We start from the raw sequence: 15,112 nt of genomic DNA, 5'->3' as shown, positions 1-15,112 counted from the left end.
TTTAATCAATTACCAGTCTAAGTCTACACCGTCTGAAAGGTGTAAATCTTCTTCTAATTCTGCTAACTCTGCATCTGAGTCAATTTTCTTGCCGCCTTTAGTAAATACATGCAGCTCAGATTTAACTGAATCAGGTCGTTTAATTTTTTCACTAATTTGTAGGGCGACATTATCACGAGAACGACCCATTTTAGCTCTGAATGTGGGCAGCTCTTCTACAAATACAGTAATATGCTCTGGCATTTCAACAGGAATGATATCACCTGCTTTAAGCTCCATTATTTGTTGAAGTGTTAAGTCGACCTCTAGAAGCTGAGTCGACATATCAACTTCAACATCCATTATTTCATCTCGTAATGCTTTACTCCAACGTAAGTCGGTATCTTCGGTGTCTGATTGAACACCTGCATCCAAAAGTTCCCTTATTGGTTCGAGCATTGAGTACGGCAAAGCAATGTGAAAATCACCGCCACCGCCATCAAGTTCAATATGAAAAGAGCTAATAACCACAACTTCAGTCGGGCTTACAATATTAGCCATAGCAGGATTTACTTCTGAATCGAGGTACTCAAAGGACACATCCATGACCGGTGCCCATGCCTCTTTATAATCTTCAAAGATTATTTTTAGTAGCATTTGCACAATTCGGCGCTCTGTGGGGGTAAATTCACGGCCTTCAATTTTTGCGTGGTAGCGCCCATCACCGCCAAAAAAGTTATCCACCAAAATAAACACTAAACGTGCTTCCATGGTGATCAAACCGGTTCCTTTTAACGGTCTAAAACGCACCATATTTAAGCTGGTTGGTACAAACAAGGTATGTACGTACTCACCAAATTTTATCATTTGAACGCCATTAATGGATACTTCCGCTGTACGGCGCATCATATTAAATAGGCTAATTCGCATATGGCGAGCAAAGCGCTCATTAACAATTTCCAGCGTCGGCATGCGACCACGTACGATTCGATCTTGCGAAGAAAAATCGTACTGAAGCGTACTTCCCCCGCCATCTTCGCCATCGTTTATATCTTCCTCTTCAACGTCATCAACACCGTGTAATAGCGCATCAATTTCGTCTTGGGATAATAAGTCGCTCACGCTAACCCCTTATTGCATTACAAAGCCGGTAAACAATACCCGCTCAATTACTTTACTGCCTTCAACGTCATTTAAGGCGGTTTGCACTGTCTCCAGTGCAGAAAAACGCAGTGTTTCTTTGCCTGCACTGGTACTTAACTCATCTGCAGTAGTCGTTGAAAATACGCTGAGTAACTTACCTTCGATAAGCGGGATATGCTTTTTAGCGGTTTCTTCATTAACTTCGCCACGAACCAAAAGCTGCACTTTAATTTGTACAATTCTATCTCTGCTAGAGCCCGGTACGTTAAATACAAATGGTCTAGGCATCGCAACGTAAAGAGCACTGCCTATCTCTGCAGATGAACCAGAAGCCTCTGGCGCTTCTTCTGAAAGAGTTGTTTCTTCATCTAACGTCTCAACTGGCTCATCCGAGCCCGACATTAAGAAGAAACCCGCAGCACCACCTACAATTAGCAATGCTGCTGCAATAATAATTATCAGCTTTTTTTTACTTTTAGGCGCTTCTTCTATTTCTAAACTTGTTTCTTCAGCCATCATCATTCCTTATATCGCAAAGGTATTTGCTTGTTTTAGTTATTATAATAGCAGTAGTTAGGCATAGTAATCTATTGATGATGATGTTTGTAGCGCAGAAGTTTGTTCTGGGCTATTTGCTGGCTCATCACTTTCACTATTTACTACTCCATTTTGGGCCAATTGTTCCCCCGAACCCGATTCATTTTGCTCAGCATTTTCGCCACCTGACTGGCCATATGAAATAGTGCTCTCACCCAGCTCCAAACCTTGCTGTGCTAGCATTTCGCGCAAACGAGGCATAGATTGTTCAAGTGCCTCTTTAGCCTGCTGGGTCTGTACTACAAAGTTAATTTGTGCTTGTTCTGCATCGCTACGAACGCGTATTTGCATGCTGCCCATTTCAGGTGGGTCAAGACGAATTTCAGCCTCTTTGTTATTAATGCTTAACATTGAACTAACGCGCTCTTGTAACAATTTGGCCGCGTCACTTTTAACTATGTTAATCGCCTGCATCATACCAGGATCAATACTCACCTGCTTTGTCTGTGCTGTGCTTTGTAACTGCTGATTTTGCGTAACCTGTTGATCCAATACCCCCATTTCATAATCAATCGAATCATAGTAGCTTTGGGTACTGGTTTGAGTTGTATTTAATGCATTAGTTATGGTGTTAAACAACTGCGTAACTTTAGCCGGTGACTGCTCAGCTGTGGTATTTTTTAGCCCCTCTTTTTGCAGTTGGTCAAGCGCTTTTGTTAGCTCTTCATCACTAGTAGGCTGTGCGGCTAATTTAGTTGGATCTGCGCTACTTTCAGAACCTGATTTCACACTCACTTTTTGTGGCTTATTCACCGTATTTGGTGTTTGTGAAGCTATAAAAGTAACTGGCTTTGTTGTCTCTTCACTTTTTACCGCTAAGGTAACCGCTTTGTCTATTTGCAATTCATTTGCTTGCGGCAGTTTCTGTGAATCATTTACAGCTTTTTGAGATATTGTAAATTTAGTATCTGACGATTGACTAGCATCTGCCGCAATCGAGACTTTTAGCTCACCTATCGCTTGCTTAATAGTCGCTAACTGTTCACCTTTTGGATGCTCGGTTTTAATAAAAGTATTTAATTGAGTCAGCAGACCCTGCTTTTCAGTCCCAGAAAGTGTATTAAATTGCCCGCTAGGCGACGACTTAACTTCAGTGCTTTGTGTCTGTTCGTTATCCGTTATAAATTGAGTGAGCATTTGCTTTAAAGCCGTCAATTTTTCAACGCTATTTGATGAAGAGAGTGAATCTGCTTTAATCTGATCATTTAATTTTGATAGTTGTTCAGGCGATAAACTTGCTAATACCTTATCTGTTTTTGTTGCATTTGCATCTTTAACCGTTAGCGCATCTATCGCGTCTGCTTTTTCGGTTTCAGTGATACTTGAGTTAGCTGAAATTGCTTTTGACGTATTTTCTGCTGGTTCCGAAACTGTATTTTGAGCTACAGCATTTTGAGCTACAGTATTGGCATTAATTTTATTACTGTTCTCTGGCGTGCTTTGGGTAGTCGCAATTTTATCAACATCCGTTTTTAAAACAGTGTTATCAGAATTGATACTCGCGTCAGAAAGTGCTGAGCTTTGTGAAGCGGTTATTTTATCCGCAAAAGTACCTTTGTTAGCCTCTGCCCCGCCGTCTTTTGCATCAGTTCCCTGATTTATACTTTGCGTTTCTGCAGTATGTTTAACTGTATCCGATTTTATATTTAGCTGTGTTTCAACTGCCTGTGCAATAGACGTTTTATTTTGTTTTTCTGAATTTAACGAGCTACTAATATCAGCATCATCGACTAAATTTGCCATACCACTTTTACTGCTGTCCGCAATTGGCGAATGGGGTCTAATTATTTTACCAGCTTCATCTTTAACAGGTAAATCTTTTGCTGGCACAGCAACATAATCTTTAACAGGCAGCTTTTCGTTTAAATCAGCAATAACGAGCGGTGTTTTTTTTGTAGATGTATCTGTTAGGTTTGTATCTTTCGCATTTTCGCTTGTTTTTGTGACTTCAGTATTTATTGATTGGGATGAATTAATTTGTTCGAAAATGTCATTGCCAGACTCTGCATCTAATTTGGCAGCATTTTTGTCATCAATGTGGCTCACTGAGCTTTTTTCAACATCTGAAGCTGATGAAGCAGCAAACTGCCCGTCAGCCTGAGTCTGTTCAAACTCTTTTTTTATAGGCTCAAATGCATTGTGCGCATCTAGTAGCTGAGTAAAAAACTCCGCACCTGATTCATCACCGGAAGTAGCTAAGCCACTGTCTTTAAATGCTAAAAAAGACTCTTTATCAGCCGCAATTGAAACAGACATATCATTCATCGCCATAAATCACCTAATACGGTTACGGCAACATGTCACCGCACATTGCCCAAAATTAAATACCACCCATTAATAAAGCAATAAACGTGCCTAACTTAAGAAAGTTTTCGACGCTGAAAAAATTGATTAGATGTAAACTCGTCTAACATTTTCTGTTCGTTTTTAGCAACTATAGCTGCAGCTTTCACTTTTTGATTCTCAATCAACTTAGCAACCGCTTTCGCTTTTATTTGTTGTTTTAGCCACAGCGTTTTTCGCTGTGAAACAACTTGCTTTGCTGTATTAACCGTACTTGCTTGTTGGCGAATAGCTTCTTCAATTTTTGCAATAAACGCATGATACTGCCCAAAACCTGCACTTGATAAACCCGACTGCCCTTTTAAATGTAATTGCTGGGAGTACTCAAGTCGAAAGTCATTTAAGCCTTGAAGTTTTTGCTGATTTGCGAGCAAGTTTTGATTTGCTTGCAGGTAACTCATACGCAAGTTTTCTTCTTTTTCGCTTTCAAGCTTTAGTAATAATTCGAATTTACTTTTAGCCATTATCCTTGGCCTAATAATTGAGCAAGACCTTGTAGCCCATCGTCATAACTTATTACATCACGCATACCTTGCTGTAAAAAACCGTTAACCCTAGGCATCATGTTTATTGCTTGATCGAGCATAGGATCGGTTCCCTTTTGATACGCACCTAACGTGATCATGTCTTTATTTTGTTGGTACATCGAATACACCTGCTTGAGCACTCGCGCTTGCTGCATATGAGGTTCAGAAACTACTTGAGGCATAACTCGAGATATTGATTTTTCGATATCTATTGCGGGGTAATGTCCGCTATCGGCCAACTCACGAGAAAGTACAATATGACCGTCGAGTATGGCGCGAGCGGCATCAGCTATTGGGTCTTGCATATCGTCACCTTCACTCAATACAGTAAAAAAGGCCGTAATTGCACCTTGCCCTTCTCCCCCATTGCCCGCTCGCTCAACCAAGGCGGGTAACTTTGCAAAAACCGAGGGTGGATAACCTTTTGTAGCGGGTGGCTCTCCAACTGCTAAAGCAATTTCTCGCTGAGCCATGGCATAACGTGTTACTGAATCGAGTAACAGTAATACATTTAAGCCTTGGTCTCTAAAATACTCAGCAATAGTAACTGCGCTTTCACAGCCTTTTAGTCGCATTAACGGCGATGAATCAGCCGGTGCAGCAACAACAACCGAACGTTTACGTCCTTCTACACCAAGTATTTCCTCAATAAACTCTTTTACCTCACGGCCACGCTCACCTACCAAACCCACTACAATGACATCGGCTTCACTGCCCCGTGTCATCATGCCTAATAATACAGATTTACCTACACCAGAGCCTGCGAACAATCCCATTCGTTGACCTTGGCCTACGGTGATCACTGAGTTTATAGCACGTACACCTACATCCATGGGTTGGCTGATGGGCCGTCTTGCTAATGGGTTTATTGTATTTTGGGCAAACTTTAAGTAATGCTCAGCATTAATTTTGCCTAAACCGTCGAGTGGTCTGCCTAACCCATCAACAACACGCCCTAATAAGCTCATGCCTACAGGTAAACCCAAATTATTTATTTGAGGAATAACACGCGCACCAGGTAGCACACCAGAAATATGATCGTTGGGCATTAAATATAAGGTTTGATCGTTAAAGCCAACGATTTCGGCGTCAACAAAACCATTCATGGTTTCTATTTTACATTGACTACCAACAGGCGCTCGTAAGCCCTTAGCCTCTAGAGTAAGGCCAACTACACGCGTTAATATCCCCGCTACAGCAGGTGTATGGGGCTTAATATTTTGTTGATATTGCGATAAGCGTTCGCTTAAAGAAGCACTTTGAGCAGACATAGTACGCCTAAAAAATACTTAGATATTGCTACTATGCAAAAAGCTATCCAACGTTTCTTTGACACGTGTTTTTAGAGTCATATCAAGAGAGGATTGCGCGGTTTTCACCTCACATCCACCTCTATCAAGCGTGGGTTCGGGAACCAATTGCCAGTTGTTTTGTGCAATAGTTTGTTCGCCATAGCTTTCTTTGATTATATCGAGGTCGGTCGGGTTTAGGTGAATTTTCACTGTTTCTTGCTGCGCATTCAACGAATCAATACTGTGTTTTAATGTATGTAAAATAACATCTGGCGATGTTTGTACTTCTTGGTAAATCACAGCCTCAGCAAGCATGCTAGCCAATTGAACAAGCTGCAATTCGGCTTGTTCGTCCACCTTTTTTAGCGGTGAATTAAGCGCCTCTAAAATGCTTTTTAAGCTAATTAGCTGCTCTTCAACAATCGGTTTAATATCTTCTTGCCCTTGAGTTTTTCCAAGCTCTAACCCTTCTTTGTAACCGGCCTCTTTTCCCTCACTAACGCCTTTTTCAAAGCCGTCAATGTAGCCTTGTTCATGGCCTTGCTTAAGACCTTCTTCGTAAGCATCTTGCCTAATGCGTTCAAGCTCAACCATAGTAAGCTTAGGCAGTTCCGGTTCTTGTGGTTCATCAGCGGGCATTTCTTCGGCAAGCTCTTTTTTATAAAGCTCACTAAGGGGCGTACCATAGGCTGTTGAGCGGTTACCAAAGCTTTTTTCGTTAGGTGCTACATCTGGGATAGCCCAGTTTTTTAATAATTCATCGGCTTCTTCAGCTCGAAGTGGACGCCCTTTGAGTTTACTCATGGTTTACAAGAACTCCTCGCCACCGCCACCGCCTAACTGAATCTCACCGGAATCAGATAAACGACGTGCCGTTGATAGAATTTCTTTTTGGGCAGCTTCAACTTCACTAATACGCACAGGCGCCATAGCCTCTAGATCATCGGCAAGCATATCCGCGGCACGTTTAGACATATTACCAAGTATCTTATCTTTCAGACCGTCGTCAGCACCTTTGATTGCTTTCATTAATACATCTTGCTGTACTTCTCGTAATATAGCTTGAATACCACGGTCATCCACATCCATTAAGTTTTCAAATACAAACATTAGATCTTGAATTTGCTGAGACATCTCTTCGTCATGTTCACGAATAGAATCCATTAACTGGCCTTCAACATTTGTATCTAAGTAGTTCATGATGTCTGCCGCTGCTTTTAAGCCACCCATTTTCGCAGCTTGTGCACCCGCTTGACCGGCAAATTGTTTTTCCATTATTTCATTAAGTTCTTGTAGTGCAGCTGGTTGAACTTCTTCAAGGTTGGCTATACGCATGGTCAAATCAAGGCGAACTTTTTCAGGGAACTGCGCGATAATCTCTGCAGACTGCTCAGGCTCTAAATAAGACAACACAATAGTTTGTATTTGCGGGTGCTCATTACGAATAATGTTTGCCACTTGCTTAGAGTCCATCCACTTAAGCGAATCAAGGCCTTTAGCACCCGATCCCATAACAATTTGATCAATAAGGCTAGCGGCTTTATCTTCACCCAATGCAGCGGTAAGCGCCTTTTTAATAAAGTCTTCTGACTGAAACCCGATAGTGCTAAAGCTTTGAATCTGTTCAATAAACAAATTATGAACTGCACTAATCTTAGCCTGCGAAAGGTCATCTAACGCCGCCATTGCCATACCCACTTTTTGCACCTGCTTAGGCTCTAGGTGTTTTAGGATTTGCGCTGCATCTTCTTCTGATAAGCTCAACAGTAATATTGCGGCTTTATCTACGCCATCGAGCTTATCAACATCAAACGCTGGCGGTAATTGTTTTTGTTCTTGATCAGTCATCTTCTGTTAACCACGCTTTCACTACTTGTGATGAGAGTTCTGGTTCATTGGCTACAAGGGCACGAATTGCTTTTAGTAAGTCTTCGTCGCCATGTAGGTCTGGTAACTGAAGTGTACCATCGCTTGAGAAACCAATTGAAGCAGAATCAAAGTCTTTGTTTAGCATATCTAACGTGCTATCGCCAATATCTACACCAGCACTTAAGGCATCTTCGTCATACTCTTCAAGTGTATCGTCTGGGTAAATTAAGCGTTTAAGCATCGGTTTAACTACCGCCATTATCAGTACAATAATAACGAGGGCACCCAGTACTAAGCGGATTATTTTCATAAACCAGTCTTGTTCCCAAAGCGGCACACTAATGTCAAAATCAGTTGCTTCACGCACAAACGGAACCGTTACCACTTCAAGTGCATCACCACGTTGCATATCAAAACCAACACCACCTTGTAATAAACGGCGTATATTTGACAGTTCTTCCACTGAGCGCGGTGTCATGGTTGTTTCACCGTTTTCACCTACTTTTGGAGTGTAATCAACAGCCACCGACACGCTTATTCTACGTATTACACCTGTTTGCTGACGCTTATGTGAAATAGTTGTATCTAGCTCATAGTTACGCGTAGCTTCTTTATGCGTTCTTGATGGTGAAGTTGCACTACCAGCTCCACCTTGGCCAGCTACTTCAGGAATGTTTGAGTTTACTGGAGGCTGATTCGTCAACGCACCAGGTATACCTACCGCTAAACCGCCTATATTATTTTCTTCAAACGTTGTTTCGCTTCTTACTGCAGGCAGATCTGGATTGTAGCGCTTTTGCGTTTCTTCAATGGCACTAAAATCCATGCTTAAATCAACCTGTGCAGTGTAGTTTGCAAGCCCTACGACGGGAATTAGAATGCTATCAATTTTTTCAAGATACTCTTGTTCACGCTTACGCTCTATGTCGTACTCTTTGCGCGAACGTGCAGCAAGCGATGTTTGTGAGCCAGAATTTAATAAGCGACCATTTTGATCCGTTACCGTTACACGAGCTGGCTCTAAACCTTGAACAGCCGATGCAACCATATCAACAACAGAGTCTACTTCTTCGCTGTCAAGTGAACGCCCTCGCTTAAGAGTCAGTACAACGGTTGCTGAAGGTTTTTTCTCTCTGCGCGCAAATACATTTTCTTTTGGGATGGCAAGTAATACACGTGCGCGAGTAATGTTGTTAAGCTCTTCAATTGTACGTGCGAGTTGTTGCTCACGACCATGCTTTAAGCGTTCGCGCTCTAAGCGTTGACTTACACCAAAGCCCATGTCTTGCATGATGATATCTGAACCCGATGTAGGCCCTTGCTCTAACCCTTCACGAGTCATTAACAACTTAATGTTTTGATATTCGGTTTCAGGGACAAGTACCACATTACCATCAACTTGATATTCAATTTTTTGTGCATCTAAAAAGTCGAGCGTTTGTATTAGCTCTTCTGTTTGCATTTTACCAAGCGGGCGCATATCTGGCTGGCGAGCCCAAATAATGATGAATATAGCAATTGCTAAACAAATGCCTAAAGCAATAACAAGCGTTACTTGGCGCAATAAATCAACACCGTTTAACGAACTTAAATAGCCAGATTTTTGTTCTTGTTGATCGTCGCTATCGCTTTGGTCAATATCACCAGTAGCAAGTGCAAGGTCGGTTGATTGATTAGATTGCGCCACAATAATTCTCCACTACCTAGTTAAACAGGCATGTTCATGATTTCTTTGTAAGCTTCAACAAGTTTATTACGAACTTGTACTGTCGCTTCAAATGCCACTGACGATTTTTGAGATGCAATCATCGCTTCAGCCAAAGAGACGCTTCTGTCGCCGGTCTCTACTGCAACCACTTTTTGCTTAGCATCTTGCTGTAAGCCGTGCACAGTATTAATTGCATCTGACAGCATGTCGCCAAATTGAGCCGTTGATGAGGCTTGTGTTTTTACTGGCAGTCGTTCAACTTGATTACTACGACCAGCCTCTAAAGCCATTGATTGCATTTCTTGAAATACAGCGCTATTTTGAATTTTCATAATTTTTCTCTGACAATGCAGTTAACTCTTAACATAGATAAAGCACAAACCATGCCAAATAATAAGCGTTACTTTTCAATAACTTAAATTTTAATTTTGTGAGTCAGAGTTTTGACAGCCCTTAAATTCAATACCTGAATCAAGGGCTAAATGTGAGGCTACGCAGGAAGTGAAATACCTAAGTCGCGCATTTGCGCTAGTTTATAACGTAGAGTACGAGGGCTAATACCGAGGGTTTCAGCAACATCTTTTCGTTTACCTTGGCACCTTGCTAACGTTTCTAAAATGATACGGTGTTCTTTATCTTTGAGTTCATCTTTATAACTGCCCGTATCAACAGCTAATAAGTCTTGTTTTGGCGGCTCTACTAATGATGACTTTTCATCATAATAAGCAGAGCTAGTAGGGCCATGCTCAATACTTTTATCAGCAGTGTTCGCCTGAGACTGATTAGCACTTTGTGTGCTAATAGATGTAGGCGTCATTACAAAATCTGTTGCGGCTATGTTTTCAATAAAAATAGCATGCTCATTAATAGTATTACCAGTCCTAAGTATAAGCGCACGTTGTATAACGTTATCAAGCTCACGCACATTACCTGGCCAAGAGTGAGCAAGTAATTTTTTCTCTGCGCCACTATCGAGGTAAGCCATAGGCTCTTTGCTTTTGCTTAAATGGCGTTCAATTAAATGTTTAGCCAATACAATAATATCCCCTGGGCGCTGATTGAGCGGTCGCCACATTAACGGAAACACGTTAAGTCTGTAATATAAATCTTCTCTAAATTGATTTTCGCTTACCGCTTCTTTTAGGTCACGGTTACTTGTTGCAAGTATGCGTACATCTAACTGAATTGTCTTGCGTCCACCTAAGCGCTCCACTTCGCGCTCTTGCAAAACGCGTAATAATTTAGCTTGTAGTCCGAGATCCATTTCAGTTATTTCGTCGAGCAAGATGGTTCCGCCTTGCGCTTGCTCAAACTTACCCGGGCATGCTTGAATTGCACCTGTAAACGCGCCTTTCTCATACCCAAATAAAGTTGCTTCTAACATGTTTTCAGGAATTGCTGCACAGTTAATTGCAACAAACGGCTCATCGCATCGATTCGATTTATCATGTATGTAACGAGCTAAGACTTCTTTACCAGAACCACTAGGACCAAGCACCATAACACTTGCATCAGAACGTGCTACTCTGCTTGCTAATTCTAATAACTGAATACTACTTGGGTCGGCAACAATTGGACCATCTGTCTCTTTTGCTTTTTCAGGTAAGTAGCGGCTTACCATGTTGAGCAAAACTTCAGGTGCAAACGGCTTTGCCATGTAATCAATCGCACCTAAGCGCATGGCTTCAACCGCGTCATCTATGGTGGCGTACGCCGTCATCATTAAAACAGGTAACTCAGGGTGGTTAAGCTTAATACTTCGTAGTAAATCTAGACCACTCATAGTCCCCATTTGTACATCACTCACCACCAGCGAAAATTGCTCTTTTTTAAGCAAAAGCATGGCTTGCTCTGCACAATTAGCCGCAATGCATTCAATCCCCGACATTTCGAGTGTATCAATTAAAGCTTCACGAAGCCCTGCATCATCTTCTACAACTAAAATAGTGTTACTCATAATGATTCCTCTAATTTAGATGCGGTGCGAATAGGTAAAAGCAAACTAAAACATGCTCCACCGCCTATATTATTAGTCACTTCAACACGTCCTTGATGTGCGTTTGCAACTGAACTCACAACAGCAAGCCCTAATCCCGTACCTTGACTTTTAGTGGTATAAAACGGTTCAAATATTTTATCGCTTTGGCTTAAATCAACACCGGGCCCGTTATCAGCAACGCTAATGCGCACATAGTCTGAATCTAGCTCATCGGTAACGGCACTTAAATGCACTTCTGCGCCAGCACCAGTGATCTGGATACTGTTATGAATTAAGTTTTGAATTGCACTGGCTATGGCTGATTTATTACCTGTTATTTGAATATCTGGTTCTGGGAGACTGACAGCTAAGTGGCTATCGTTTAGTGTCACCATCGCATCAGCGCCCGCCTTTACTTCGCTGAGTAATTGCTGCATAGACACTTGCTCAACAACTTGCTGATCGCCGCTTTTGGCAAAAAGTAGCATATCGTTTACTTGAGTTTCTAAATCTTTTAAACGTGACATTAACTTGGTTTGAAAATTATCACGAGATGCCTCTGGTAAGCGCTTAGAGCCTAAATTAGCAGCATAGAGCATGGCCGCTGAAAGCGGCGTGCGTACCTGATGCGCAAGAGACGCCACCATTTTACCCAACGCACTGAGGCGCTGCATATGGGCAACACGCTTTTGCAAACGGCGAGTTTCACTTAAATCGGTCATTAAAATAAGTTGGCCCGGCTCGGGAGCTAACGCTGTTATATCAAGCTTTATTAACCGTCCATCTTTTAGTGATACTTCGTGGCCATCGTCCTGATGCGGTCTAAAAGAGCGCTGAATAACACTAAACCACTTCTCGCCCTCTAAAGGCTCACCCAACATATCAATCGCTATTTGATTGGCCTTTGCAATCATTCCTTTACCATCAAGCACAACAACACCTGCAGGCATAGTATCAACTAAATGAGAAAGCCAACTTGCTTGCTGACGCAGATCGCTTAATTCACCTATGTACTCCTCTTGAAGTAAACATGGGTTATACTGATTTGCAGAAATAAATTGTGGTTTTAGCACGCTCGCAAGGGCCATAATCAAGTCTCGAATTTGTATAGATACAAGGCTTAATGCACAATACGTACCAAAATTAAATTGCAATATTTTCATAATCTTACAATAATAATAACGCGACATAAAAATGACGCGAATAAAAAGGATCACACATGAGTGAGCAAAAAAAGTGCCGCTGTCCGTGGCTAGACACCACTAAGCCCGATTATGTTTTGTACCATGATTTAGAATGGGGTGTGCCTGTTTACGATGACCAAACACTGTTTGAATTTATAACCCTTGAGTCAGCTCAGGCGGGCTTAAGTTGGTACACAATTTTAAAAAAGCGCAGCGGTTATAAAAACGCATTTGCTAACTTTAATGTAAACAAAGTGGCCTTGTTTACAGCTGATGATGTAGAGCGACTCATGCTTGATAAAACAATCGTTCGCAACAGATTAAAAATTGCGGCAACTGTTAACAACGCAAAGCGCTTTATAGAAATACAAAAAGAATTTGGTAGCTTTAGTAACTATCAATGGAAGTTTGTCGATAATAAACCGATTGTAAGTAATTTAAATAACGCTGAGGACTACCCCGCAATCACTGAGGTATCAACAGCTTTTGCAAAAGATTTAAAAAAGCGAGGTTTTAAATTTTTAGGGCCTACAACAGTATATGCCTATATGCAGGCTTGCGGTATGGTTAACGACCATAGTAATGATTGCTTCAGAAAAAAAGAAATTATTAAGGCTTTTAGTGAGTAAGTGATCAGTTCACAAAGAGGTTAAGAGACGCTGCGCTTTAAAGAAGTAAAGCGTAAGTTAACTATGGTTTCTCATTTACCTTCGTTTTTCTCTTCGTGAAATAACGTTTTATTTAAATGATTAATAGCTAGGCTTTTCACGCGAGCAAACCTAGCGTCTACAACAAAAGTAAAAACCGTGTAGGTGCGAACTTACTTCGCGCTCTTGCTAATATTTTTAAGTAAAGCGCGGTATAAAACCGCACTTACAAAACGAGGGGTTAATTATCTAATGTGTTTGGCCAATTTATAACTAAACACTGACAGCTGCTTTTAAACCTTAATCTCGTGAAAGATTATACTTTTTCATTTTTTCGACCAGTGTTGTTCGTCTCACGCCCAGTATTTCTGCGGCACGGGCCACCACATAGTCGTATCGTTCTAGTGCCTGCGTTATTAGGCTTATTTCAAGCTCAGCTAGATACTCTTTAAGCTCAATGCCATCATCTGGAAGTAAGCCACCCGCGTTACTATTAAACTCTGCTTCGGGTTCGTTTTCATAGTCACTAAAGCCAGTACTGAATATATCGTTAAACGCATCTTTCTCCATTAGTTCTTCAGGGTACTCAGGCTCATAAGCATCTACTTCAATATATCGATATTTATTCGGTAGATCAGGTATGTCTACTACCTTTTCGGGGAACATTATGACCATGCGCTCAACTAAATTCGCAAGCTCACGAATATTACCCGGCCACGCATGCTCTTTTAAGCTTTCAATTGCGCGCTCAGTAAACTTAGCTGTAGTTCCCGTCTGCTCGTTTACGCGACGCATTAACTCTTTAAGTAATAACGGGATGTCATCAGCACGCTCACTTAACGACGGGTTCTCTATAGGGAATACATTTAGCCGATAATACAAATCTTCACGAAAGCTGCCGGCTTCAATCATGGTTTCAAGGTTACGGTGAGTCGCAGCAATAACACGCACATCGGCTTGAATTGCTTTAGTACCACCTACACGCTCATAGCTTCGTTCTTGTAATACGCGTAAAAGTTTAACCTGCATTTGTAGCGGCATATCACCAATTTCATCTAAAAACAGCGTACCGCCTTGCGCTAACTCAAAACGACCTTTACGAGCAGAGATAGCCCCTGTAAACGCCCCTTTTTCATGACCAAAAAGCTCACTTTCTAGTAACTCTGCCGGAATGGCCCCACAGTTTACTGGTACAAAGGGTCCTGTACTTCGCTTAGATAGCAAATGCACGTTACGCGCAACCACTTCTTTACCTGTACCTGACTCACCTAAAATTAAAACGTTTGCATCTGTTTTTGCAACTTGCTCAATTAAAAAGCGGACCTCTTTAACTGCTTGTGTTTCACCAACAAGGCCATCAAAAGACTTATGCGGCTGACTATTTTTGTGCTCCCCCGGCAACATACGATGATACTGCTGGCAATCATGAAGTAACTGTGTGGTAACTTCGTGATTAAATGGCTCGCAAATAAGCCCAACTACATTAGCAATGCTAAGTAACGGTCTTAACGTTTCACCAATTAGTAAAAATGGAAGTGTTGGGTAGCGCTTAATTAAGCTTTCGTGATCGAGTGACTGTAAAGCACCTAAAATGACCATGCACTCGTGATGCTTATATTTTGCACACTCTTGTTCAAAGTTGTCTTCATCTAAACGATGAGTAACCTCACCTATAAAACCAAGTGATGCGTTTAACCCAATAGAGCGATTGTTATTATTATCTAAAATCAGGATCATAGTTAGCGAGCCGTGCTTCACTATTTAATATAATTAGCTAAATTGTAAGCCAGTTAAGCACGGATGCAAGTGATAGCGGCAGTTTTTTGACATAAACGCCAAAAAACA

At 41.5% G+C, this 15,112-nt stretch carries 13 protein-coding genes; 1 reads left to right on the top strand and 12 read right to left on the bottom strand.

The window, feature by feature from the left end:
• Window positions 1–9: 9 nt before the first annotated feature.
• From fliM to ATS76_RS03005, 11 genes are all read right to left on the bottom strand, one after another.
• A complete protein-coding gene (fliM, locus tag ATS76_RS03055) occupies window positions 10–1,101 on the bottom strand; it encodes a flagellar motor switch protein FliM (RefSeq protein WP_010555915.1) in 1,092 nt (363 codons plus the stop codon).
• Between the two features lie 9 nt (window positions 1,102–1,110).
• On the bottom strand, window positions 1,111–1,638 hold the full coding sequence (gene fliL, locus ATS76_RS03050; RefSeq protein WP_058550991.1) for a flagellar basal body-associated protein FliL: 528 nt from the start codon (window positions 1,636–1,638) through the stop codon (window positions 1,111–1,113).
• A 57-nt stretch (window positions 1,639–1,695) separates the two neighbouring features.
• Complete coding sequence (locus tag ATS76_RS03045) at window positions 1,696–3,984, bottom strand: flagellar hook-length control protein FliK (protein ID WP_058551056.1); 2,289 nt, start codon at window positions 3,982–3,984, stop codon at window positions 1,696–1,698.
• Window positions 3,985–4,079: 95 nt separating this feature from the next.
• Window positions 4,080–4,526 carry a flagellar export protein FliJ gene (gene fliJ / locus ATS76_RS03040; protein ID WP_058403500.1) on the bottom strand — a complete coding sequence of 149 codons (447 nt, stop codon included), beginning with the start codon at window positions 4,524–4,526 and terminating at the stop codon, window positions 4,080–4,082.
• Window positions 4,526–5,860, bottom strand: coding sequence for a flagellar protein export ATPase FliI (gene fliI / locus ATS76_RS03035; protein WP_058403501.1), 1,335 nt, complete (start codon window positions 5,858–5,860; stop codon window positions 4,526–4,528). The genes fliJ and fliI overlap by 1 nt, the downstream gene beginning before the upstream one ends.
• A gap of 18 nt (window positions 5,861–5,878) precedes the next feature.
• Window positions 5,879–6,685 (bottom strand): flagellar assembly protein FliH, encoded by an 807-nt coding sequence (gene fliH, locus ATS76_RS03030; protein ID WP_058550990.1) that lies wholly within the window; start codon window positions 6,683–6,685, stop codon window positions 5,879–5,881.
• Window positions 6,686–6,688: 3 nt separating this feature from the next.
• Entirely contained in the window at window positions 6,689–7,729 is a 1,041-nt protein-coding gene (gene fliG / locus ATS76_RS03025) for a flagellar motor switch protein FliG (RefSeq protein ID WP_058403503.1), read from the bottom strand.
• Window positions 7,722–9,437 carry a flagellar basal-body MS-ring/collar protein FliF gene (gene fliF, locus ATS76_RS03020; RefSeq protein ID WP_058550989.1) on the bottom strand — a complete coding sequence of 572 codons (1,716 nt, stop codon included), beginning with the start codon at window positions 9,435–9,437 and terminating at the stop codon, window positions 7,722–7,724. The genes fliG and fliF overlap by 8 nt, the downstream gene beginning before the upstream one ends.
• Before the next feature lie 20 nt (window positions 9,438–9,457).
• A complete protein-coding gene (gene fliE / locus ATS76_RS03015) occupies window positions 9,458–9,790 on the bottom strand; it encodes a flagellar hook-basal body complex protein FliE (RefSeq protein WP_058403505.1) in 333 nt (110 codons plus the stop codon).
• 158 nt (window positions 9,791–9,948) lie between these two features.
• Window positions 9,949–11,415: a sigma-54-dependent transcriptional regulator gene (locus ATS76_RS03010; RefSeq protein ID WP_058550988.1), complete on the bottom strand. Its 1,467-nt coding sequence runs from the start codon at window positions 11,413–11,415 to the stop codon at window positions 9,949–9,951.
• Entirely contained in the window at window positions 11,412–12,524 is a 1,113-nt protein-coding gene (locus tag ATS76_RS03005) for a sensor histidine kinase (protein ID WP_058551055.1), read from the bottom strand. Before ATS76_RS03005 ends, ATS76_RS03010 begins: the two co-directional genes overlap by 4 nt.
• Window positions 12,525–12,655: 131 nt before the next feature.
• Between ATS76_RS03005 and ATS76_RS03000 the strand changes: the two genes are divergently transcribed.
• On the top strand, window positions 12,656–13,249 hold the full coding sequence (locus ATS76_RS03000) for a DNA-3-methyladenine glycosylase I (RefSeq protein ID WP_058550987.1): 594 nt from the start codon (window positions 12,656–12,658) through the stop codon (window positions 13,247–13,249).
• A 318-nt stretch (window positions 13,250–13,567) separates the two neighbouring features.
• Here the strand turns inward: ATS76_RS03000 and ATS76_RS02995 are convergent, their stop codons facing one another.
• The gene (locus ATS76_RS02995) at window positions 13,568–15,004 is read right to left on the bottom strand and encodes a sigma-54 dependent transcriptional regulator (protein ID WP_058550986.1); all 1,437 of its coding nucleotides are present in this window, start codon (window positions 15,002–15,004) and stop codon (window positions 13,568–13,570) included.
• Window positions 15,005–15,112 lie beyond the last annotated feature (108 nt).

Origin of the sequence: Pseudoalteromonas sp. 10-33 (assembly GCF_001469195.1) — a bacterium.
Taxonomy (GTDB): domain Bacteria; phylum Pseudomonadota; class Gammaproteobacteria; order Enterobacterales; family Alteromonadaceae; genus Pseudoalteromonas.
Note: the sequence above shows the minus strand (reverse complement) of the source record. Positions and strands in the feature narration are given on the sequence as shown.